Origin of the sequence: Pseudomonas sp. HMSC065H01, assembly GCF_001815235.1 — a bacterium.
GTDB lineage: Bacteria > Pseudomonadota > Gammaproteobacteria > Pseudomonadales > Pseudomonadaceae > Pseudomonas > Pseudomonas aeruginosa.
This window is the reverse complement of sequence record NZ_KV819873.1, coordinates 214275-233121: the sequence shown is the minus strand read 5'-3', so window position 1 is coordinate 233121 and position 18847 is coordinate 214275. Positions and strand designations below refer to the sequence as shown.

Annotated in this window: 21 protein-coding genes and 1 pseudogene; 4 read left to right on the top strand and 18 right to left on the bottom strand. The window is 64.9% G+C overall.

Annotated features, from left to right (window positions below; genetic code table 11):
- Position 1: 1 nt before the first annotated feature.
- The 9 genes from HMPREF3014_RS13765 to HMPREF3014_RS35105 all read right to left on the bottom strand — a co-directional run bounded on the left by HMPREF3014_RS13765 (position 2) and on the right by HMPREF3014_RS35105 (position 8276).
- Positions 2–907, bottom strand: coding sequence for a TPM domain-containing protein (locus tag HMPREF3014_RS13765; protein WP_023087276.1), 906 nt, complete (start codon positions 905–907; stop codon positions 2–4).
- Position 908: 1 nt separating this feature from the next.
- Positions 909–1520 carry a LemA family protein gene (locus tag HMPREF3014_RS13760; protein WP_023087277.1) on the bottom strand — a complete coding sequence of 204 codons (612 nt, stop codon included), beginning with the start codon at positions 1518–1520 and terminating at the stop codon, positions 909–911.
- On the bottom strand, positions 1517–2824 hold the full coding sequence (locus tag HMPREF3014_RS13755) for an MFS transporter (protein WP_033873214.1): 1308 nt from the start codon (positions 2822–2824) through the stop codon (positions 1517–1519). The genes HMPREF3014_RS13760 and HMPREF3014_RS13755 overlap by 4 nt, the downstream gene beginning before the upstream one ends.
- A 31-nt stretch (positions 2825–2855) precedes the next feature.
- Positions 2856–5321, bottom strand: a complete 2466-nt coding sequence (locus HMPREF3014_RS13750; protein ID WP_023087279.1) for a heavy metal translocating P-type ATPase — start codon at positions 5319–5321, stop codon at positions 2856–2858.
- 32 nt (positions 5322–5353) lie between these two features.
- Entirely contained in the window at positions 5354–6217 is an 864-nt protein-coding gene (gene ppk2, locus HMPREF3014_RS13745; RefSeq protein ID WP_023087280.1) for a polyphosphate kinase 2, read from the bottom strand.
- Positions 6218–6387: 170 nt separating this feature from the next.
- A complete protein-coding gene (locus tag HMPREF3014_RS13740) occupies positions 6388–7038 on the bottom strand; it encodes a methyltransferase family protein (protein ID WP_023087281.1) in 651 nt (216 codons plus the stop codon).
- A complete protein-coding gene (locus HMPREF3014_RS13735; protein WP_023087282.1) occupies positions 7035–7274 on the bottom strand; it encodes a DUF2933 domain-containing protein in 240 nt (79 codons plus the stop codon). Before HMPREF3014_RS13735 ends, HMPREF3014_RS13740 begins: the two co-directional genes overlap by 4 nt.
- An 11-nt stretch (positions 7275–7285) precedes the next feature.
- A complete protein-coding gene (locus HMPREF3014_RS13730) occupies positions 7286–7687 on the bottom strand; it encodes a hypothetical protein (protein WP_023087283.1) in 402 nt (133 codons plus the stop codon).
- Positions 7688–7841: 154 nt separating this feature from the next.
- Positions 7842–8276 (bottom strand): hypothetical protein, encoded by a 435-nt coding sequence (locus tag HMPREF3014_RS35105; protein WP_078452152.1) that lies wholly within the window; start codon positions 8274–8276, stop codon positions 7842–7844.
- Positions 8277–8348: 72 nt separating this feature from the next.
- Here HMPREF3014_RS35105 and HMPREF3014_RS13720 point away from each other — a divergent pair, with 72 nt between their 5' ends.
- Positions 8349–8843, top strand: coding sequence for a MerR family transcriptional regulator (locus HMPREF3014_RS13720; RefSeq protein WP_031633853.1), 495 nt, complete (start codon positions 8349–8351; stop codon positions 8841–8843).
- Between the two features lie 55 nt (positions 8844–8898).
- Here HMPREF3014_RS13720 and mobH read toward each other — a convergent pair whose 3' ends face one another.
- Positions 8899–10764 carry a MobH family relaxase gene (gene mobH / locus HMPREF3014_RS13715; protein WP_023087285.1) on the bottom strand — a complete coding sequence of 622 codons (1866 nt, stop codon included), beginning with the start codon at positions 10762–10764 and terminating at the stop codon, positions 8899–8901.
- A gap of 299 nt (positions 10765–11063) precedes the next feature.
- On the opposite strand from mobH, the gene HMPREF3014_RS13710 reads away from it, so the two are divergent.
- From HMPREF3014_RS13710 to HMPREF3014_RS13700, 3 genes are read left to right on the top strand one after another with little or no spacing between them, the layout of a single operon-like run.
- The gene (locus HMPREF3014_RS13710; RefSeq protein ID WP_023087286.1) at positions 11064–11381 is read left to right on the top strand and encodes a type II toxin-antitoxin system PrlF family antitoxin; all 318 of its coding nucleotides are present in this window, start codon (positions 11064–11066) and stop codon (positions 11379–11381) included.
- A complete protein-coding gene (locus HMPREF3014_RS13705; protein WP_009518525.1) occupies positions 11381–11839 on the top strand; it encodes a type II toxin-antitoxin system YhaV family toxin in 459 nt (152 codons plus the stop codon). The genes HMPREF3014_RS13710 and HMPREF3014_RS13705 overlap by 1 nt, the downstream gene beginning before the upstream one ends.
- A gap of 26 nt (positions 11840–11865) precedes the next feature.
- Positions 11866–12225: a DUF3742 family protein gene (locus HMPREF3014_RS13700; RefSeq protein ID WP_023087287.1), complete on the top strand. Its 360-nt coding sequence runs from the start codon at positions 11866–11868 to the stop codon at positions 12223–12225.
- A 6-nt stretch (positions 12226–12231) separates the two neighbouring features.
- Here HMPREF3014_RS13700 and HMPREF3014_RS13695 read toward each other — a convergent pair whose 3' ends face one another.
- From HMPREF3014_RS13695 to HMPREF3014_RS13660, 8 genes and pseudogenes are all read right to left on the bottom strand, one after another.
- Positions 12232–13755: a conjugal transfer protein TraG N-terminal domain-containing protein gene (locus tag HMPREF3014_RS13695; RefSeq protein ID WP_023087288.1), complete on the bottom strand. Its 1524-nt coding sequence runs from the start codon at positions 13753–13755 to the stop codon at positions 12232–12234.
- Between the two features lie 13 nt (positions 13756–13768).
- A complete protein-coding gene (locus HMPREF3014_RS13690; RefSeq protein ID WP_023087289.1) occupies positions 13769–14128 on the bottom strand; it encodes a hypothetical protein in 360 nt (119 codons plus the stop codon).
- Positions 14125–15519: an integrating conjugative element protein gene (locus HMPREF3014_RS13685; protein ID WP_023087290.1), complete on the bottom strand. Its 1395-nt coding sequence runs from the start codon at positions 15517–15519 to the stop codon at positions 14125–14127. Before HMPREF3014_RS13685 ends, HMPREF3014_RS13690 begins: the two co-directional genes overlap by 4 nt.
- 9 nt (positions 15520–15528) lie before the next feature.
- Positions 15529–16476: a TIGR03756 family integrating conjugative element protein gene (locus tag HMPREF3014_RS13680; RefSeq protein WP_023087291.1), complete on the bottom strand. Its 948-nt coding sequence runs from the start codon at positions 16474–16476 to the stop codon at positions 15529–15531.
- On the bottom strand, positions 16473–16919 hold the full coding sequence (locus tag HMPREF3014_RS13675) for a TIGR03757 family integrating conjugative element protein (RefSeq protein ID WP_023087292.1): 447 nt from the start codon (positions 16917–16919) through the stop codon (positions 16473–16475). Before HMPREF3014_RS13675 ends, HMPREF3014_RS13680 begins: the two co-directional genes overlap by 4 nt.
- A 163-nt stretch (positions 16920–17082) precedes the next feature.
- Positions 17083–17559 (bottom strand): RadC family protein, encoded by a 477-nt coding sequence (gene radC / locus HMPREF3014_RS13670; protein ID WP_086937317.1) that lies wholly within the window; start codon positions 17557–17559, stop codon positions 17083–17085.
- Positions 17560–17749: 190 nt separating this feature from the next.
- Complete coding sequence (locus HMPREF3014_RS13665) at positions 17750–18514, bottom strand: DsbA family protein (RefSeq protein WP_023087294.1); 765 nt, start codon at positions 18512–18514, stop codon at positions 17750–17752.
- A 24-nt stretch (positions 18515–18538) separates the two neighbouring features.
- Positions 18539–18847 (bottom strand): annotated as a pseudogene (locus tag HMPREF3014_RS13660) (conjugative transfer ATPase); the annotation flags it as partial.

The following is an 18847-nucleotide window of genomic DNA, read 5'->3' as shown; positions in this document are numbered from 1 at the left end:
CTCACCACCGTCCTGACGCGCCGCCGCCACCGAAGCCGCCGCCGCCGCCGCGGAATCCACCGCCACCACCGCCCAATCCTCCGCCCGGCCAGCCGCCTCCCCGGTGGCGCCCGTGCATGCCGCCGTGGCCACCCATGCCGATGCTCAGCAGCGTGACGAGGAATCCCGCCAGTCCAGCCACCGCGGCCACCGCGAGGGTGCCCACCAACAGCCACGCAGCGGCACCCAGCACGCCAGCCGTGACCAGGGAGCCTGGAAGGCGGCCGAGGGCGTTGCGCAGCACTCCGCCCAGCATCAGGGCCGCGACGAACAGGAAGGGCCAGGCCCGCCCGATGTCGTTGGTCTGCCCCCGCCGCCGTGGGTCCGCCGCAGGCAGGGCCTCGCCATCGACCACCCGCATGATCTGTTCGGCGCCTGCGGCGATGCCGCCGTCGAAATCGCCCTGGCGAAAGCGCGGCGTGATCACCTCGTCGATGATGCGCCGCGACACCACGTCGCTCAGCGCACCCTCGATGCCGTATCCGACTTCGATGCGCACGGTGCGGTCGTCCTTGGCCACCAGGAGCAACGCGCCGTCGTCCACCTTGCGACGGCCGAGCTTCCATTGCTCTACCACCCGCAGGGCGTACTGCTCGACGGGTTCGGGCCGCGTCGAGCGGACCATCAGCACGGCGATCTGCACGCCCTTGCGTTGCTCGAAGGCCCGAAGCTGCGCATCCAGCGCGGCGACACGATCGGCGGCGAGCGTGCCCGTGAGATCGGTGACGCGCGCCTGCAGCGGGGGAACGGCGACCAACTCCTGCGCGGACGCGACCGAAAGGAACAGGCTCAGCAGCAGCCAGGCCAGAGCGTGGGCCAGCCGAAGAGGGGCCGCCGGAGAGAGCACCGCTGTTCTGGGCGTTCTCATGTCAGGGGCGCGCCGCCGGCGCCGAGGCGCCGAAATCGACCTGTGGCGGCGCCGCCATGGCCTTCTCGTCGGCGACCGAGAAATTGGGCTTGACGTCGTAGCTGAACAGCTTGGCCGTGATGTTGGTCGGGAAGCTGCGCGTGAGCACGTTGTAATCCTGCACCGCCTTCACGTAGCGCCCACGCGCCACGGTGATGCGGTTCTCCGTGCCCTCAAGTTGGGCACGCAGGTCTTGAAAAGCCTGGTTTGCCTTGAGTTGCGGGTAGTTCTCGCTCACCACCAGCAGCCGGCTCAGCGCGCCGGACAGTTCGCCCTGTGCCGCCTGGAACTTCTGGAAGGCCTCGGGGTTGTTGACGAGTTCCGGCGTGGCCTGGATCGAGGTCGCCTTCGCGCGGGCTTCGACCACCCGGGTCAGCGTCTCCTGCTCGAAGTTGGTCTCGCCCTTGACGGTCGCGACGATGTTCGGGATCAGGTCGGCGCGCCGCTGGTACTGGTTCAGCACCTCGGACCAGGCGGACTTGGTCTGCTCGTCTAGCCGCTGGAAGTCGTTGTAGCCGCATCCGCTCAGCGACAGGGCAAGCGCTGCGAGCAGGGACATCAGGATCAGTCTCATGGTTCGGTTTCCGTGGAAGTGAGAAAAGTGCGGGACGGTGAAGCGCTCACCAGGACGGGGTTGGCTGGCCACCAATGCCGCGGAATGAGCAGCAGCGCGAGTGTGGCGGCCAGTGGAATCGACAGCCACGCAAAGGTGCTCTGCATCACAGCGCCGAATAGCCATCCGGTGGCGGCCGATCCCAGTGTTTGTCCGAGGCCGGCTGCCGCGGCGAGCCCTCCCATCGCTATACCGAGCCGCCGCGCCGAGGTGCCGGCAGCGAGGTAGGCCAGGGTGGGGAGCACAAGACCCGTGCCCGCAGCCATGAAACTCACGCCGACGTACAGCCACATCTCGCTGCCATGGCGGGCCAGCATCAGGAGCCCGGCGATGCCCAGGACCATGCCGCAGGCCAGTACGCGGCGTGGGTCGGCGCGCTCCAGCAGGCCGGTGAAGAACAGCACCGCGTTGACGCCCAGCATCACCAGACTGCACTCGGCGAACATCAACGACACCTCTCGGGAGGAGAGATCGGGGTGGCGCTGGCCCTGCAGCACGATGCCGAGTTCAAAGCCGGCAAGCACGAACATGACCACACCGTTGAGAATCCAGAGCGCCAGGGAGCGGCTCCGGGGTGCTCCGTCGTGATCGGCTGCGTCCGCCTCTCCAAGGGAGGAAGGTGCGGGAAGCGTTGCGGCCAGGCCCAGCATCATCAGCGCGCCGAGCGCGGCCGAGAGTGCGATCACGAGCGTGGTCGATGAGCCCTGTACCAGCACGCTCAAGAAGCCCAGGCCGACAAGCCGTTCTGCAGCGGCGTTCAGGCCGGGGCCGAACAGGAACCCGAGCAGCGACATCGCACCCAGCCATGCAAAGCGCCTGGCGCGAATCGATTCTGGGGTGTACTGCGCGACGAGCGCCGGCACCACCGGCACGACCGCGGCCACAAAAAAGCCCGTCGCGCCGCGCAGCGCATAGATGCCGACCACGCCCAGGGACTCGGGGCGCAGCAGCGGGAGCAGGCTGGCCACGTAGCCGATCAGGCCCACCAGCAACACGCGGGCACGCCCCCGCCTGTCCGCCAGCATGCCCCACAGGGGCGCACCCAGCAGGATGCCCGCCGTGTAGATGCCGCTGAGGTAGCCGACATGGCGCGCAAGCGCCGCAGGATCCGCGTCGCCCATCAAGGGCCGCAGCCAGTCGGGGATCAAGGGCATCAGTGCCCCATATCCGGCCGAGACGACGAATACGGCCGCAGCGAGCCAACCCAGCTGCGCGACGCCGAGGTCTTGCTGGCGGGTGGGCCCGGATTCGCGCGGTGATCGCATGGCGCGGCTCTCTACCATGGTGGCCCGCCGCTCAGGCTGACGCGGCCGCTGGGACACTGGCACGCGACGTCACGCGCTTGATCCCCGGCAGGCGCGTGCGCTTGAGCATCAGCGCATTGATCGCGACGATCGCGGAACTGCCCGACATGGACAATGCGGCGACCTCGGGCGACAAGGTGAACGGATACAGCACCCCGGCCGCCAGCGGGAAGGCGATCACGTTGTAGGCCACGGCCCACCAGAGGTTCTGGTGCATCTTGCGCAGCGTCGCCCGGGACAGTTCGATGGCCCCGACCACGTCGTAGGGGTCACTCTTCATCAACACCACCTGGGCGCTTTCCATCGCAACGTCCGTCCCCGCGCCAATCGCAAAGCCCACGTCGGCCTGCGTCAGCGCCGGAGCGTCGTTGATGCCGTCGCCGACCATGCCGACCTTGTGACCCTGCTGCTGCAGTTCCTTGATCTTGGAGGCCTTCTGCCCGGGCAACACATCCGCAAGCACGATGTCGATACCCAGTTCCTTGCCGATGCGCTCGGCGGTCGCCTGGTTGTCCCCGGTCAGCATCGCGACCTTCACGCCGCGTGCCTGCAGCTTGGCGATCGTCTCGCGCGAGGTCGGCCGCACGGCATCGGCGATCGCGATGAGGCCGATCAGCCGGCCACCGCGCGCGACGTGGACCACAGTGCGCCCCCCGCCTTGCAGCCGCGCCGCCTCGCTGGCAAGGGGGGCCAGATCCACCTGTTCCGACTGCATCAGCAGCCGGTTGCCCAGGAGCACCGTCTCGCCCCCGATAGTGGCCCGTGCGCCTTGCCCATCGATGTTGGTGAAGTTCTCGGTGACCTCCGTCGGCATGTCTCCCGCACGCTTGAGCACTGCGAGCGCGAGGGGGTGCTCGGAGAACTTCTCCACCGCGGCGGCCGTCGCCAGAAGCCGCGTCTCCTCGACACCGGGCGCGGCCACCATCTCGACGACATCGGGCTGCCCCAGTGTCAAGGTGCCGGTCTTGTCGAACACCACGACCGTCAACTTGGTGGCGTTCTCCAATGCGGCCGCATTCTTGAAGAGAATGCCGTTCATTGCGCCCAGCCCGGTCCCGACCATGATGGCCATCGGGGTGGCCAGCCCCAGCGCGTCAGGGCAGGCGATCACGAACACGGTGATGGTCAAGGTGAGTGCGAACAGCAATGTCTGTCCCATCACCCAGTACCAGACGCTGAAGGTCAGCAGGCCAATCACGATCGCCGCCAGCACCAGCCACTGGGATGCCTGGTCGGCCAGCAGCTGGCCGGGGGCCTTCGAGTTCTGGGCCTCCTGGACCAGCTTGACGATCTGCGCCAAGGCCGTGTCCGCGCCGACCTTCGTGGCCTTGTAGCGAAAGCTTCCGCTCTTGTTGATGCTGGCGCCTACGACGGTGCTGCCCACGCCCTTCTTGACCGGCATGGACTCGCCCGTCAGCATCGACTCGTCCACTTGCGACGCGCCCTCGACGATCTCGCCGTCCACCGGGATCTTGTCGCCGGGCTTGATCACGACCAGTTCGCCGGCTGCAACCTCGGCGGTCGGTACCTTGGTCTCCACCCCGTTGCGCACGACCGTGGCCATGGGCGGGGCGAGATCCATCAACGCGCGAATCGCGTCGGATGCGCCCGCGCGGGCGCGCATCTCCAGCCAGTGCCCCAGCAGGATGAAGACCAGCAGCACCGATGCCGCTTCATAGAACACCTCACCCTCGTAGAAGAAGGTCGCGCCGATGCTGAACAGGTAGCCGGTGCCCACCGACAGCACGACCAACGTGGCCATGTTGGCGACGCCGTTGCGTAGCGCGCGCCACGCCGCCACGTAGAAAGGCCAACCTGGATAGATGATCGCGGCACTTGCGAGGAAGAAAAGAAAGAGCTTGTCGTCCAGCCCGAACGGCGTCTGGAAGTCGCCGAACATCTTCCCCATCGGGGAATAGAAGAACACGGGAATGGCGAAGACCAGGGCCACGAAGAAGCGATTGCGCATGTCCCGGGCCATGTCCTGCATCGAGCCCGACCCGTGGCCCATGTCGTGCATCATGTCGGCCATCGCAGGGTCGCCTGCGTGGGCCTGGTGCGCAGCATGGGCGGCGGGCGTCGTGGCCGCAGCCTTCGCGCGTGCGGCCGTGGCGGGGGCATGCGCGTGGTGCCCCTCATGCCCCATCTCTTGCGCCTGACGTGCGGGTGCGCCGTGATGGCCGTGCACCGCATGGCTGGGGTCGGCAGAGACGCCAGCGGCGGGCGCGCACACGTGCTTGGGCGTCTGCTCGCCACGGCAGTGATAGCCGCATTCGGCGATGCGCTGGCGCAGATCCTCGACACTGAGTTGTCCCTCATCGAGATGGACCGTTGCGCTTCCCGCAACATAGTTGACATCTGCATGATGGACGCCGGGAAGCTGCAGCAGCTTGCGGCGTACTCCCTCCGCGCTCAGGCTCGATACGAGCCCTCCGACTTCAACGTTGATCGACTTCATGGATGTTCTTCCTGTTCGCTGTGTACGTGGTCTCAACGAGCGAGTCGGCCCGAGTCCAGGCAGTCCTGCGAAAACTCGAAGACGATCTCCCGGTCGGGAGCGATGACCTTGTGCTTCTTGCCGGCGTAGTGCAGCCGGGAGAGGATGTCTCTGATCAGGTTGAGCCTCGCCAACCGTTTGTTGTCGCCGTGCACGACAGACCAGGGCGCTGCGGCCGTATGGGTGCGCATGAACATCTCGTCGCGCGCCCGTGTATAGCCGTCCCAGTGCTTCAGCGCGACGGCATCCACCGGGCTCGACTTCCACTGTTTGAGGGGATCACGGCGGCGTTCCCCGAGCCGGCGGCTCTGCTCCTTCTTGCCGATGTCGAGGTAATACTTCAGCAGCTTGATGCCGGAGTTGACCAGCATCTCCTCGAACTTGGGCACTGAGTTCATGAATTCCTCGTGCTCCTCGGCGGTACAGAAGCCCATCACCGGTTCCACGCCCGCACGGTTGTACCAACTGCGGTTGAACACCACGAGCTCTTCGCCAACCGGCAGGTGCGGGACGTAGCGCTGGAAGTACCAGCCCGTGCGATCCCGGTCGGAGGGCTTTCCTAGCGCGACGACCCGTGTTTCCCGAGGACTCAGGTGTTCGACCAGCCGCTTGATGCTGCCGTCCTTGCCTGCGCCGTCCCTTCCCTCCAAGAGGATCAGGATACGGTCGTTGCATTTGATGAAATGCCGCTGCAGTTTCACCAGTTCGATCTGCAGCATGTGCAACTGTGCTTCGTAGTCCTCGCGGCCGATCGAGCGTGTCGCTGTCTCGTCGCGCGCTGAGCCGTGGGCAGTGCCGGTGCCGTCCACATCGGCCTTGTGCTTGGCGCCTTTGGCACCCTTCTTGTTCTTTGCCATGGGTTCTCCGTTAGGTCTGGTCGCAGGCGATCAGCATTGCGTGTGTCGACGCCCGGCGGGGCGCGGCGCTCATGTCCGCATCCGAGCGGGAGCCGCAGCCATCGCCTTGTCCGTAGTCTGCAGCCAGGTACGGTCAATTGATGAGCTGACGCCAGCGGGTCTTCTTCATGTCAGCCTCGCTGGCGCGTGTCCGAGAGGGAGGGAAGGAAGCGCGGCGTGCGCGCGGCATAGGCGTCGAACTCGGCGCCGAACTGCTTGCGCATGTCCTTCTCCTCGTTGACTGCCAGCCGCGAATACATAACGACGAGGAAGGGGAACATAAGCAGCGTCAAGAGCGTCGGCCACTGCAGCAGGAAGCCAAGAAGGATGGCCACGAAGGCCACGTACTGCGGGTGCCGAATCCTGGCGTACGGGCCGCTTACGGCGAGTTGTCCGCGCCGTTGCGCGTGGTACAGCACCGTCCAGGCGCTCGACAGAAGCCAGAAGCCGCCGCCGATGAGGACGTAGCTTGCGATGTGCAGCGGGCTGAAGTGCGGATCGCCCTTGTCGCCCAGAAGAGTGGACCAGAGATGGCCGTTGTTGTGGGCCAGCAAGTCCAGACTCGGGTACCGCGTCTGCAGCCAGCCGGACAGCAGATAGAGCGTCAGCGGAAATCCGTACATCTCGACGAACAAGGCAACGATGAACGCTGCGAAAGTCCCGAAGGTTCGCCAGTCCCGCGAGGTCTGCGGCTTGAAGAAGCTGAAGGCGAACATGATGAAGACTGCCGAGTTCACGATGACGAGCAGCCAAAGCCCATAGGCGGGCGTATCGTGGTTCATTTGCGATCTCCCTGGGGCGAAGAATTCGGCTTGCGACCATCACCCGGTGCGGCATGGCGATGCATCAGGCCATGGGTGATGACGCACGTAGCAAAAAGGACCAGCGGCAGCGCGGCCAAGTAGTGCGCCCGGTGTTCCGTCAGCAGCAGGTACACGCTCACGCTCAGAAAGACCAGAAAGCCCAGGAACCATCGCGAGCGCCAAAACCTCGGCCCGGTGCGGTGAGAAGTTGTCATGGTCGTCCTCCTCACTTCGCCGGCTCAGGCGTCCGATCCATCATCATCTGCATCATGGATTGGCACATGTCCATGCGCATCTCCAGCATTCGCTGTCGCTCAGCCGGCGGCGCCGACCCGGCTCCATCCTTCATTGCGCCCATCATGGACATGCCAGCCCGCATGACCTGCATGTGTTCGGCCATGAGCGCCTTGCGCTCAGCAGGCGTCTTCGCCGACGCCATCCGCTCGTGCATGGCCTGCATCGACTTCAGTTGCGCATCCATGCCCTCGGTGCTCGGCGCCCGTGGCGTCTCGGCCGCGGATGGACTCGAACCTGCAGGGTGATGGGCCTGATGGTTGTCTTGCGCAAAAGCAGACAAGGTGACCAGTGCGGTGCCAACGATGGCCGCGATCGAATGCGTGAATTTCATTTCTCTCTCCTTTAGCCACGGGTGCCTGCAAGTGGGGCGAACCAGATGTCGCCGCAAGCGGACAAATCCCTATGAAAACTCCGTAGTCGGATACAGAGTCAAGGCATATGAGGCGCGCGCCGGGTGTGACCGACACGGCAACTCAAAGGAGGCGCTACAGCGCGAGACGCTCAAACAGCAGCCAGGAAGGCTGTTTTGGAGGAGGCCGCTCGTGGCCTCTCGATGGAATGGCTTGAAGAGCCAACGTCGGAGCCAGCAGTTGGTCTGCATAAGAGGGAGGCGCCAAACCGACGAGGTCGAACGCTAAGGCTGGCGCTTTCTGAATGGCGGACTGGTTGACCTCGCCGCACAGCTTCAGGCAGGGAGCCTTCGACGGGTCGTGGGTCCCTTCTTCGTGCTGACCATGGCCGCCCTCATGCTTTCCATGCACGGACGATGGGACATGCTCATATCCGGCAGCATGATAGTGTTGCTGCGGGGACTCCAGAAGGCAGGCATTGGCCACCCCGGCCCCGAACGCAAACAGCCATACCCCCAGCAGCATCCACGCGATGGCGCGAATCCTGCGGTGGTTGAGAAGTGTGCGCATGTGCGGCCTATTTGCCCATTGACACTGGTCATCCTAGGCCCAAATGAGCTGCGGGATATTGATTTGGATCAAATGGACGCAGGGGTCAACTACGCAGTGCTGCGTTATTCTTTGTTGGTCATGAATAAGACAGTGGATCCCTCAATGAAAGAAGGTCCTGGTGATTGGATGACGGTCGGCAGGCTGGCGAAGGTCGCTGGTGTCGGCGTAGAGACAATCCGCTACTACCAAGGACGCGGGCTCTTGCCGATCCCGAAGACCGCGGGCAGCTTCCGGCGCTACCCCGCTTCGATGATCCAGCGGATTGGTTTCATCAAGCGCGCTCAGAGTCTTGGGTTTTCGCTGGACGAGGTGAAATCCCTCTTGGACCTGGAGGATGGACGGAATCGCCGAGCCATTCAAACTGTGACGCGGCGGCGCCTTGACCAGATCGACGAGAAGGTCGGCGATCTTGAGCGCATGCGAGGCGCTCTGCGGGACATGCTGGTGAGGTGCGAAGAGACGGGAGAGGCGCTGCCTTGTCCCATCATCGCTGCGCTGATGACGCCTTTGACTCCGTCCGAATGAAGGTATGGCGTGGGAGTCAGTCCCGGCGAAGTTGAGAAGTTCATGTTGACCCTCGTCACCTTCCTGAAGTCTCGTCGCCGTGTTTGGTCTCACCCAACAGGGATAGATAGGGATTGCCCGGAGGCGTTTCCGGGAAAAGCAGGCTCGAATTTTCCAGAAGGTATCCGTGCAGGCGGCGGGACTTTCTTGGCCCGGTGACTTCGCACGTCCAAATGTTCAGGCCATTGGGATGCTTGACGTGTAGTTGGAGCTTTTCAAAGCGCTTCTGCACCCACTGCCAATCCTGTTGCTGCTCTTGCCTGGCCAGTGCGTCCACTTGCGGATGCTCCTGCGCATAGCGTTGGAACACGCCTGGGCTGACGAGATAGGCGGTGCCGCTCACGGTATGCACGAGCGCCTTCGCGTCGTTGATGATGAGCCGGCGGGAAGCGATGGCCTGTTTCAGCCACGCCATGAAGTGCTCTCCGGATGACTGCCTTGTCCTGGGCGTCGGCGCTGGGGACGAACGCTGAGGGGCGGTCAAGGGTGGCGCGTCGGTACGCGCGGCAGACACCAGCTCAGAAAGTGCTTCAGCATCCTGCCGGGTCGCGGGTGAATCCCCCATGCCCACCATCGAAAGCATGTCTTCCATCGCGTCGGGCAGTGGCTCACCTTCCGCTGGAGGAGAGGAGTTACCTTTCTCCCATGGCGGAACCCCTTGCCCCTCCGAAGCGAACTGCGCGTCTGCCGGCGGAATGGCGGCGGGCACATTGGCCTCTTTGGCTGTGGCCGCCGCGTCGACCGACACCGTGCCGGTAAACGGCGCCGGCCTCTCGGTTGGCTCCCAGATCAGCGCGGTCGCGAGGCGCAACAGGGTGAACGAGTGGGACCAGCCGGTGGAACTGGTCACGGTCGCGCGCCAGATCGCCTTGCCGTCGGGGGTGGGCTGCAGCATGCCGTGATCCTGCAGGACGTTGAACACCGCAGTGTTGTTCGCGGGGATGCCATCGACGCCTTGGGACAACAGGTGCGCACGCAATTTGTCCGATACCGTCTTGCTTACCAGCCACAGCGTGTCCTCGGTGAGCCACCCATCGGAGGCTTCGGGCTGGTTCAGCTTCAGCTCTTCCTTGAGCAGGTAGCGCAGTCCGTTGACCAGCTTGCGTTGCAGCGAGTGCTTAGGCGCGGCCATAGCGCGCGCGGGATCGCCGCCCAACTCCTGAGCCACGGAAGCGCGGTCGGCCTGTACGACCAGCTCGCCCAGCACCCCGGCGTGCTCGTACTGACCGGCCAGGACGAAGAGCAGCGGCGACCACAGGGACGGATAGTCGCTGAGCCAGTCCAGGAGATCGCGGTCGAGCAGTTGCTGATAGAGCAAGCCGGTCGCAGCGCTGTGAAGCCGATATTCGCGATCCTCGCGGTAGCGGAATCGGTATGGCTGGCGCAGCGGGCCGTGCCACGGGTGCCAGGTGCTGCCGTCGGCAAGCTCGACGTGCATATCGACCGCCACCTTTCCGATGTCATGGAGCAGCGCGGCATAGGCGATGGCGGCGGTCCAGGCTTCGGACTGCGCCGCCTGATCTTCGGGGCTGGCGCCGATGGGCAGCAGATGGGACTGCCGCAGTTTCAGGCTGTAGGCGACGATTTCCAGGCCGTGGTCCAGCATGCCGCCAGGGTAAGCGTGATGATGCGCCTCGGAAGCCGGGAAAGCCTGGACCAGCTCGGCGTAGCGTTCCAGTGGCGCCCGATACAAGGTGGCGAATTGCCTGCGTGAGAGCGACGTGCGCTGCCAGATGTGCTCCAGCAGCTTCTGCCGGCGCGGGGTGGCCAGCAGCGAAGCGGCCGACTCGGGCCGCATCAACCCTTTCGGGAGGTCGGATGCGGGAGGTGGCGTCGCAGCGGTAGCGACCGCGGGCCGTTTTCGCTGGAACAGAGAGAGCATGCGGGTGTCCTGTCGCGGGCCGAGCGGGAGGCCTTTTTGCCTTTTCGGGATAGAGCCTTTCCCTTTGCAACCCATTCCCTTGCCATTTCGGCCCTTTACAGCCTTTGGGTATAGAGCGACGGGTCCTGATCGTCCACCGCCAATGCGGGTTGCGGCAGGGCCGGATTGATGCAGGAAGGCTGGCTGTTCACGCCCTACGATGGGCCGATTCTTGGACTCGGGAGAACGCCGTGAAGCCTCATATTGACATGGTAAGGAAATTTCCTTACAATCCAGGTATTGCAATCAGGAGAGCCGCCATGCCTGCCATCCACGAAGTCGCCACGTTGACCTCCAAGGGCCAGATCACGCTGCCCAAGCCTATCCGGCAGGCGCTCGGCGTTGATGCCGGCGGCAAGCTCGCGTTCGATCTGCGGGGCAGCGAAGTCGTCGTCACCCGCGTCGATGCCGAGCACGAGGATCCCGCCATCGGCGCGTTCCTGAGCCTGCTGGCCCGAGACATCGAAGCGGGTCGGAACCTCCAGGGCCTGCCCGAGGATCTGGCTCGCGCCATGCTGGAGCATGCTGGCCACGGTGTGAACCTGGACGAGGAGATCGACGGGAAAGTGGAACTCTGATGCAACGGCATGGCTGGACGCTGCTCTTCCACGACTGCGTGATCGAGCAGTTGCAGAAACTGCATGCGGCCGCGAGGCGCGCGCAGGAGAACGATCCGGCGGGCTTCGAGTCCAACGCCAACGTCAAGCTCTTCCGGGCCTTGAGCCAGTTGATGTTGGATGTGGTGCCAGGCGATCCGGCACGCGACGAGTACCGCCAGGGCAATACCTTGGGACCTGCCCACCGCCACTGGCGAAGGGCCAAGATCGGACGGCGGTTCCGGCTGTTCTTCCGGTACGACTCGAAGGCGAAGGTCATTGTGTACGCCTGGGTCAACGATGAACAGACCCTGCGGTCTTCGGGTAGCAAATCGGACCCGTATGTCGTGTTCGAGAAGATGCTCGGACGCGGGAACCCACCAGACGACTGGCACGCGCTGATACAGGCAAGCAAGCAGGATTGGAGCAAACTGGAATAGGCATTCCTCAGTAGCAGGAGACGACCATGAACACCACGACACGCATCAGCACCGCAGAACGCCTTGGCCGCACCTTGGGTCGCGGATGGCGTGCCTACGTGCGCGGCGAACGCCGGGCATCGAGCTGGTTGGTGTCCAAGGGGGTGCCGGCTGCCGGCGCCACCGCGCTCGTGTGGGTGGTCAAGCTGGTTGCGCTCGGGGTGCTGCTGTACACCACTTTCTGGTTGGCCATGCTGCTGGTGTGCGTCATGATCGTTGCCTGGATGGCCCGCAACGCCGACCTAGGCGAAGAGTTGCCCGAGCCAGAGTGGCGAAACGGACCAGCAGGATTCGGCCTATACACCTACGACGGTTTTCGCATTGATCCTCATGTCGAGGACGACTAGCAGTGATCACTTCTTCGACACTGCATTGATTGCAATGCTTCCTCCCCTCCCGCCAGCGGCCTTAGCATCTCCGGTGGCACCAGCGAGGCCCTGCAGCACGTTACCCGCACGAACGCCCGCCCAAGCCAAGGCCATGATCCAGAATGTGGGCAGTACGATGAACATCGTGCCCGTGACGAACATCAGGAGCATGTCTCCGAAGGCGTTGTTCAGCCCCACCAATGGGTCGAAGTTGGTATGCGGCCGGTTCCAGCCGAACCCCCAGCCATAAAGTGCGTCAAGGATCGTCGAATCGATCCAGCGCGCAAGCTGAAACCAGAAGTCCGTGAAGAACAGCGCGAACTGCACGGCGCTGACCGTGACCACTGTCTTCAGGTCATAGGTGCCGACGACCAGCACGAGCGGGATACAGATGACCAGTGCCATCTTGAGCAATGCGAGCACCATGGGCAGCGCCTGTCTCACGACGTCCAAGGCTGGAAACGCGGCAATCGCGCCGACTGCCATCCCGACATCGCCCGTGGCCCGCGTCACGATGTTCGGCAGGGTCTTGTCGATCTGGCCGCCGTAGTCGGTATAGACGCTGCCCTGGTTCAATTTCTGCTGCCGCGGTGACGCGATCGTGCGGATCACCGAGTCGTCTACCTCGGCTCGGCTCAGGAACCCGGCCCAGCCCGCCAGGCGGTTGAGCAGGCTCGGGTCCACCTGTCCCAGCAGGCGTGCCCGCAGACCGTTGCTGCCATCGGCCCACCATTGCCTGCAGGTCGGGTAGCCACCGCCGCCGGACACCTGGGCCAGCCCGGCGTCGCGGGTGCTGTCATAAGGCCAGTCGGTGCGCGGTGTGCTGGAGCGATAGTTGTCGTAGTAGCCGGCCGTGTCCGTGAAGAAGCGGGACCCGATCCAGGTCACGTCGTGCATCTGCTGCTCATCAAGCTGAGGACGCTGCATGAACAATTTGGCCCGTGCAGGCCCATAGCAATCCCGCGAGAAATCCGCTACTTCCTGAGCCAGCACCGGGTCATCGATGCGCGTGGCGTCGATCTCCATGCGCATCTGCCGCAGATCGGTGCCGCAGGGAATTGCCGCCACCGAGGCGCCAGTGACGGCGCGCGAGAGCGCGTGCATGAACGCCCACCACACCGGCACCTTCGCCGACTGGCTGTTGATGGTGCTGAAGGACTGCGACCAGCCGGTATCCGCGGGCTGCGCCACGCTGACCTGGCACTGGGCCGAGCGCGAGCCGTCGTACTGGATGGTGTTCAGGTCCACGTCGATGAACGGAATGCCGGCGAACATCACCACCACGATGGCGACGAAGACCCGGTTCTCGATGCGGGCGGCGCTCAGCACGCCTTTATTGCCCTCGTCGGCGCCTTCCGCACGGGCCTTCAACCACTCCTGCACGATGATGGCGACGAAAGGCAGCGCGAATACCCCGCTGGATACGAGGACCGCCCAGATGCCGTTGTTGACGATCCAGGACACGAGGGTGAGGTAGTACTCCAGGTAGTCGGTCGTGAAAAGCGTCATGGCCTCGATCCCCTCAAGCGGCCTGCATCAACAGGCTGGCTTCCAGCGCCACGATGGCAACAATGCCGGCGACCTCAGCGCGAATCAGCCGGCGTCGGGCCAGCGTGCTGTCCTCGCGCGCCAGCAGCCGACGCCGCATCCAGACCCAGCCATAGGCCGTCGCCCCGTACAGGCACAACCGCCACACGAAGAAGTAGCCCGATGCGGCCGCGAGCCACCGCTCCCAGCCGGCCACGCTCCCGACCAGGTAGATGCCGACGATGTTGGCGCCCACGGCAGCGGCGACGAGCACCACCGCCCACAGCAGTGCTTTCGCCGCACGCCGGCTGAACAGCCAGCGCAAGGGGCGCCAGGTCATACGTGCCGCGCTCATGGCCGGCCTCCCGGATTGCCCTTCTGCAACTGGTCGAGGCGGTCGGGCACCGGATCGCCCTCATAGATGCCGCGCGAGCCTGCCGCGCGCGTGCCATGGCGCTGGATGATCGCCATCGGCGAGTTGTTCGCCAGCTCGCGCCGCAGCTCAAGCTCGGTCTTGAGGTTACGGATCTCCCGGTCGAGCGTGTCGCTCTCGTGGTTCACGGCCTCGACCGCCAACTCGTTGGCTGCCACGTTGGGCTCTTTCTTGCCGGTGAGCAGCGTGCGTTGGAGCAGCAGTGCCTTCTCCAGCACCGACGACAGCGCCACCTCGGACGCGAGGCGCCGCGCCAGCAAGTCCTGGTCCGGCTCGTCGCGCAGCGCCTCGATGACGCCGCGCGTGATCGGTAGCGACGTGCTACCAGCCTCACGCAAGTTCTCGAAGGTGGTATTGCGCGTGCCGGAAACCAGCTCCTGCAGGACCTCCAGCTTGGTTTCGTACTCCTCCTGGATCAGCGGCGTCAGCCCGACGCCGGGAACGGTCTCGGTCTTGGTGCATGAGTCGCACGTGCGCTGCACCTGTTCACCAAGGACCCGCGTGGCCCATTCGGTCGCCTGCTGCGGCGACGTCCAGGTCTGGCAGGACAGGCTCGCGCAACTGGCGGGTGAGATGGAGGACGTGTCGGTCACGCCGCGACCATTGACGAGGTTGTATCCCGCGCGGGTGACGTCGCCGACCACCCGGATGGCGGACTGGCCTGCGCCACCGGCATTGCTGCCGCCCACCCAGGGAACGCCGTCGTTGCCGCGGCGCGTCTCGGCCTGCTCGACGGCCGACACGGCATCGTTGCTGCCAACCGCGTCACGCAAGGCCATACCTTCGGCCATCTGGCTCCAGCCAAGCTGGCCACCCGCCGTCTCGGCCATCTTTTCCGCCATGGCGCGGCACGTCAGCTTGGAGCGGTCGAAGTCCAGCCGCGCCTGCAGCACGCCGTTGGTCAGTAGGTTGTACAGGCCCGGATCGGCGCGCTGAATGATCAGCGCCGGCAGCGATGCCACCGCGCTGGTCGCGCTCTGGATCACGTTGCTCATGATCTGCTGAAAGCCATTGGTGATGCCGTTCAGTTGATTGCGCAGCGTGGTCTGGATGCTCATGTCGCCGCAGATCAGGTTGCTGTTCCACCCCACGCCGACCCCGATGGAGCGCATGCCGGCCGCGCGGCCCATGGACACCGCGCTGCCGCCACCGATCGAGTACATGACGTCATCGCCGAGGACGGGGCCGCTGTTCTGGTATCCGACCTGCGCCCACGCCAGGCCGCAGACCAGAGCGAGCGTGCCGGCCAGCGCCGTCGGGCGCAGCAGGTGGCACACCTTGGCGGAAAGGTTCATCGGTTCAGGACGCTTCATCGTGGCACCTCAGAGGAAATCGACGCTGCCAAGGAACACCTGCCCGCGGCGTTCGCAGCACGCATAGGGACGCCATAACGCCCAGGCGTAGTCGCCTTGCTGGGCCTGGGTCAGCGTGCCGCTATGGGGGAACACCACGCAGGTGTTGGACAGGCGCGGCGTCAGCTCCTGCCACTTGCCGGTCGTGGCATCACCTTCCATCAGCGCGCCGGCCGGCCAGTAGCCGTCGCGGGCGTTGGCAAGCAGCGGCTGGTACACGTGAATCTGCCCGCGACGCGTGACGACATCGCCAGCACGCTGGGCCACGACGGCCCCGGATTTGTGGTCGTCGGTCTGATGCAGGAAGCCACCGCGCGGATAGACATTGCCCCACAGGTTCATCGTGGTGCGCGCACCGACCTCGCGCATGCCCGGAATCAACGCCTCTGGGTAGGCCATCTCGGGCACGTTGTAGCGCCAGGCCAGCGTGTCCAGGGTGCTGAGCAGATACGGCATGAAGGCCGTGCCCGCGCCTTGGCAGAAGTAGCCAGAGGACGAGGCGAACTGGTTGAACACCTCGCCGCCGGGGTGTCCGATGACGTCACTGTTTTTGAATTTGGCGAGGTTGTTTTCGTGGTCTTCGTTAGTGGTGCCGTCGCCGCCCGCCTGGGCCGAGGCGTTCGGCATGCTCATCGCCCGCACTTCGACCCAGGGGTTCTCTCCGGTGTTCGAGTAGGACGAAACCACCGCATCGGGGATGTAGTGCCTGACCTTGACGGACGTGCGCACCGTGCAGCCGGTCCAGGTGCAGTAGAGCCAGTAGCAGATGCCCACCACTCGGTATTCCAGGCAATCGGGCGAAGCCACTGAACCCACGATGGTTGCCGTGTTCAGGGCGTAGCTGCCCGTGGCGCTAAGCAGCAGCACGGACGCGACAGCAGCTCGCATGCGGCGCAGAAGGTCGAATGGGTGGATCACGGTTCGGTCCTCCGATGCTGTTCGATCCGCGCGATGGCGCGGGCCACGTCCGACTCGCCATAGACCACATAGCGTTGATCCACCACGACAGCTGGGATGGTGGTGATGCCCAGGCTCCATGCGTCGGTCACGCCCTGGTAGGCCGTTGCGATGCGCCGCTGAAGGTCGGTGCCTCCCTGGGTCAGCCGACGCTTGACCAGGGCTGTCGCCTGATCGGGGTTGGTGGGCAGATTCGCAGAAAGCTCGGCCTCGATGCGCGGCGCTTCGTCCAGCTCGATCAGCCGTTCGCCGCCCATGGTCTTGACCGGGTGGCGGCTGTCGGTGACGACCACCACGTCGGCGGCGAAGGTGGCCGGGCTGAACACCGCCAGAGACGCCGGCAGCGCCACGGCCAGACCAAGGGTTCGCCAGCCTGGTGCGAACCGGGTAAAAGCTGCTGGCATGTCATGCGCCCCGGAAGTTGATCAGGGCCATAGTCAAACGCCGAACCCCATGCGGCCCCAACAAACAATGCGCATCGTGGCCACCCCGCATACCTGCTTGCGTAGCCGCGAAGAAAAAGCGGAGGCCGAAGCCTCCGCGCTGATCAACGAAGCAGTGCAACCTTTACAGCAGGCCGGACTCCGCAAAGGAGAACGGGGCACCCTGGCCGACGATGATGTGATCCAGTACCCGCACATCGATGAGCGCCAGCGCGGCCTGCAATTGCTGGGTCAGCATGCGATCCGCGCTCGACGGCTCGGAAATACCCGAGGGGTGCTGGTGCGCGAAGACCACCGCGGCGGCATTCAACTCCAGCACACGCTGTACGACGACACGCGGATACACCGAAGTCGCGTTGATCGTGCCCCTGAACAACGGCTTGTAGGCCAGCACCTGGTGCATGCTGTCCAGGAACACAGCGGCGAATATCTCGTTGGGCTCGGCGACCAGTTTCAGGCGCAGGTAGTCCCGCACAGCGGCCGGTTGGCTGAGGCACGGTCCAGCTTTGAAGACCCGTCTGTCCAGCAGCACGATGGCTTGCTGGATGATCCAGTCCTCGTGCTGGGCAGCGATGGCGGAAAGCGACTCCAGGCAGGAGATTGACGACGAAAGACATGGCGAACCTCCAGACGGTGAGATCGGAGGGCGCGCGCCCTGGGAGGGCAAGCCCTCCTGGGAATGAACAAGGTGCATCCATCACCGCGGCAGCGGTGATCGTTCGCGGCCAGGATGCGAGGCGAACGGGTCGCGGTCAGCGCAGTGGACTGCGCCGTAGCCTTGAAGACCGGGGCTACCTGGGCATGTCGCCAACGACGTCGGCAGGCATTTCCGATGTAGGTGTGGCGGCGGGATCGCCGGCCGCGAGCATGTCCATGGCCGACAGCAAGGCATCGCCCTCGATCGGACCCTGCAGCAGGACCGCCTTGCCGGTTTCGCGATCGTGCAGCCGCAGCGACGGCGTGGCGGTCACGCCGCTGTGCGTGGCTTCCGCAGTTTGGGTGCGAATCGCCGCGTCGGGCCGCTCGCTCGCGATGCACTGCTCGATGGCTGGCGTAAGGTCGGGGTAGCGCAGGCCCTCGGGCAAGCCCTGGCCGTCGCTGCGCGTGTGGGCATAGACCCACTCGACGGCCTGCCAAAAGGCGGCATGGCCGCCGGCTTCGCCCGCGCATTCCGCCAGGCGCGCTTCCGCGGACGCGGCCGGCTCATGCGCGGCCAACGGCAGGTGATGCCATTGCAAGGCCACGTCGGCATTGCCGGCCACCCAACGCTTGAGCACTGGGAAATAGGACCGGCAGAACGGGCATTCGAGGTCCGCGTAGAGCGTCAGCGTGAAGCGTCCTTCCGGATTGCCCATCTGCCACGGAGGCCCAGCCACCTGCGTCTCGCTGACTGGCGCTGAAGTCTGAGGCGTGAACTGCCCGGGCCAACGGGACACGAGCCAGATCAGCAGCAGTGCAACCAGCGCTGCGGCCACTGTCCAAGGCCAGCTGGGCCGCCAGTGCCGACGGCGGAACGCCTGCACCTGCATCGGAATGGAAGGACGTTTCTGTTCCATGGCGTTCTCCGGTGTACGGCAGATTCAGGGCAGGTCCAGGGTCGGCGACTCGATGCCACGTGCCCGGTCGATCTTCTCAGCCACCTTGAAGGCGGCATCCAGCTCGCTGACGCCGTGCTGCTGCATGAGCTGGTAGCGTTCTGCCTTCTCCTCGGGCTCGGTTTGCGCGAGCGCGAGGTAGAGACTTGGCGGCACGGCGCGGAACAGCACTTCCATGCTCTTGGAGAGGATGACGCCCTCGGTGAACTTGCCCGCTTCCTTGCGTGCCGAGAGCATCAGCGCCTTCTGCGCCGGCGAGAGTTCGCGGAAGCGCGCGATCTTCTCCACCTCGTC

What these genes read in the sequence shown, in the direction of transcription:
- HMPREF3014_RS13765 (WP_023087276.1), bottom strand. Translation starts at nt 907, where the DNA reads ATGAGAACGCCCAGAACAGCGGTGCTCTCTCCGGCGGCCCCTCTTCGG.
- HMPREF3014_RS13760 (WP_023087277.1), bottom strand. Translation starts at nt 1,520, where the DNA reads ATGAGACTGATCCTGATGTCCCTGCTCGCAGCGCTTGCCCTGTCGCTG.
- HMPREF3014_RS13755 (WP_033873214.1), bottom strand. Translation starts at nt 2,824, where the DNA reads ATGCGATCACCGCGCGAATCCGGGCCCACCCGCCAGCAAGACCTCGGC.
- HMPREF3014_RS13750 (WP_023087279.1), bottom strand. Translation starts at nt 5,321, where the DNA reads ATGAAGTCGATCAACGTTGAAGTCGGAGGGCTCGTATCGAGCCTGAGC.
- ppk2 (WP_023087280.1), bottom strand. Translation starts at nt 6,217, where the DNA reads ATGGCAAAGAACAAGAAGGGTGCCAAAGGCGCCAAGCACAAGGCCGAT.
- HMPREF3014_RS13740 (WP_023087281.1), bottom strand. Translation starts at nt 7,038, where the DNA reads ATGAACCACGATACGCCCGCCTATGGGCTTTGGCTGCTCGTCATCGTG.
- HMPREF3014_RS13735 (WP_023087282.1), bottom strand. Translation starts at nt 7,274, where the DNA reads ATGACAACTTCTCACCGCACCGGGCCGAGGTTTTGGCGCTCGCGATGG.
- HMPREF3014_RS13730 (WP_023087283.1), bottom strand. Translation starts at nt 7,687, where the DNA reads ATGAAATTCACGCATTCGATCGCGGCCATCGTTGGCACCGCACTGGTC.
- HMPREF3014_RS35105 (WP_078452152.1), bottom strand. Translation starts at nt 8,276, where the DNA reads ATGCGCACACTTCTCAACCACCGCAGGATTCGCGCCATCGCGTGGATG.
- HMPREF3014_RS13720 (WP_031633853.1), top strand. Translation starts at nt 8,349, where the DNA reads ATGGACGCAGGGGTCAACTACGCAGTGCTGCGTTATTCTTTGTTGGTC.
- mobH (WP_023087285.1), bottom strand. Translation starts at nt 10,764, where the DNA reads ATGCTCTCTCTGTTCCAGCGAAAACGGCCCGCGGTCGCTACCGCTGCG.
- HMPREF3014_RS13710 (WP_023087286.1), top strand. Translation starts at nt 11,064, where the DNA reads ATGCCTGCCATCCACGAAGTCGCCACGTTGACCTCCAAGGGCCAGATC.
- HMPREF3014_RS13705 (WP_009518525.1), top strand. Translation starts at nt 11,381, where the DNA reads ATGCAACGGCATGGCTGGACGCTGCTCTTCCACGACTGCGTGATCGAG.
- HMPREF3014_RS13700 (WP_023087287.1), top strand. Translation starts at nt 11,866, where the DNA reads ATGAACACCACGACACGCATCAGCACCGCAGAACGCCTTGGCCGCACC.
- HMPREF3014_RS13695 (WP_023087288.1), bottom strand. Translation starts at nt 13,755, where the DNA reads ATGACGCTTTTCACGACCGACTACCTGGAGTACTACCTCACCCTCGTG.
- HMPREF3014_RS13690 (WP_023087289.1), bottom strand. Translation starts at nt 14,128, where the DNA reads ATGAGCGCGGCACGTATGACCTGGCGCCCCTTGCGCTGGCTGTTCAGC.
- HMPREF3014_RS13685 (WP_023087290.1), bottom strand. Translation starts at nt 15,519, where the DNA reads ATGAAGCGTCCTGAACCGATGAACCTTTCCGCCAAGGTGTGCCACCTG.
- HMPREF3014_RS13675 (WP_023087292.1), bottom strand. Translation starts at nt 16,919, where the DNA reads ATGCCAGCAGCTTTTACCCGGTTCGCACCAGGCTGGCGAACCCTTGGT.
- HMPREF3014_RS13665 (WP_023087294.1), bottom strand. Translation starts at nt 18,514, where the DNA reads ATGGAACAGAAACGTCCTTCCATTCCGATGCAGGTGCAGGCGTTCCGC.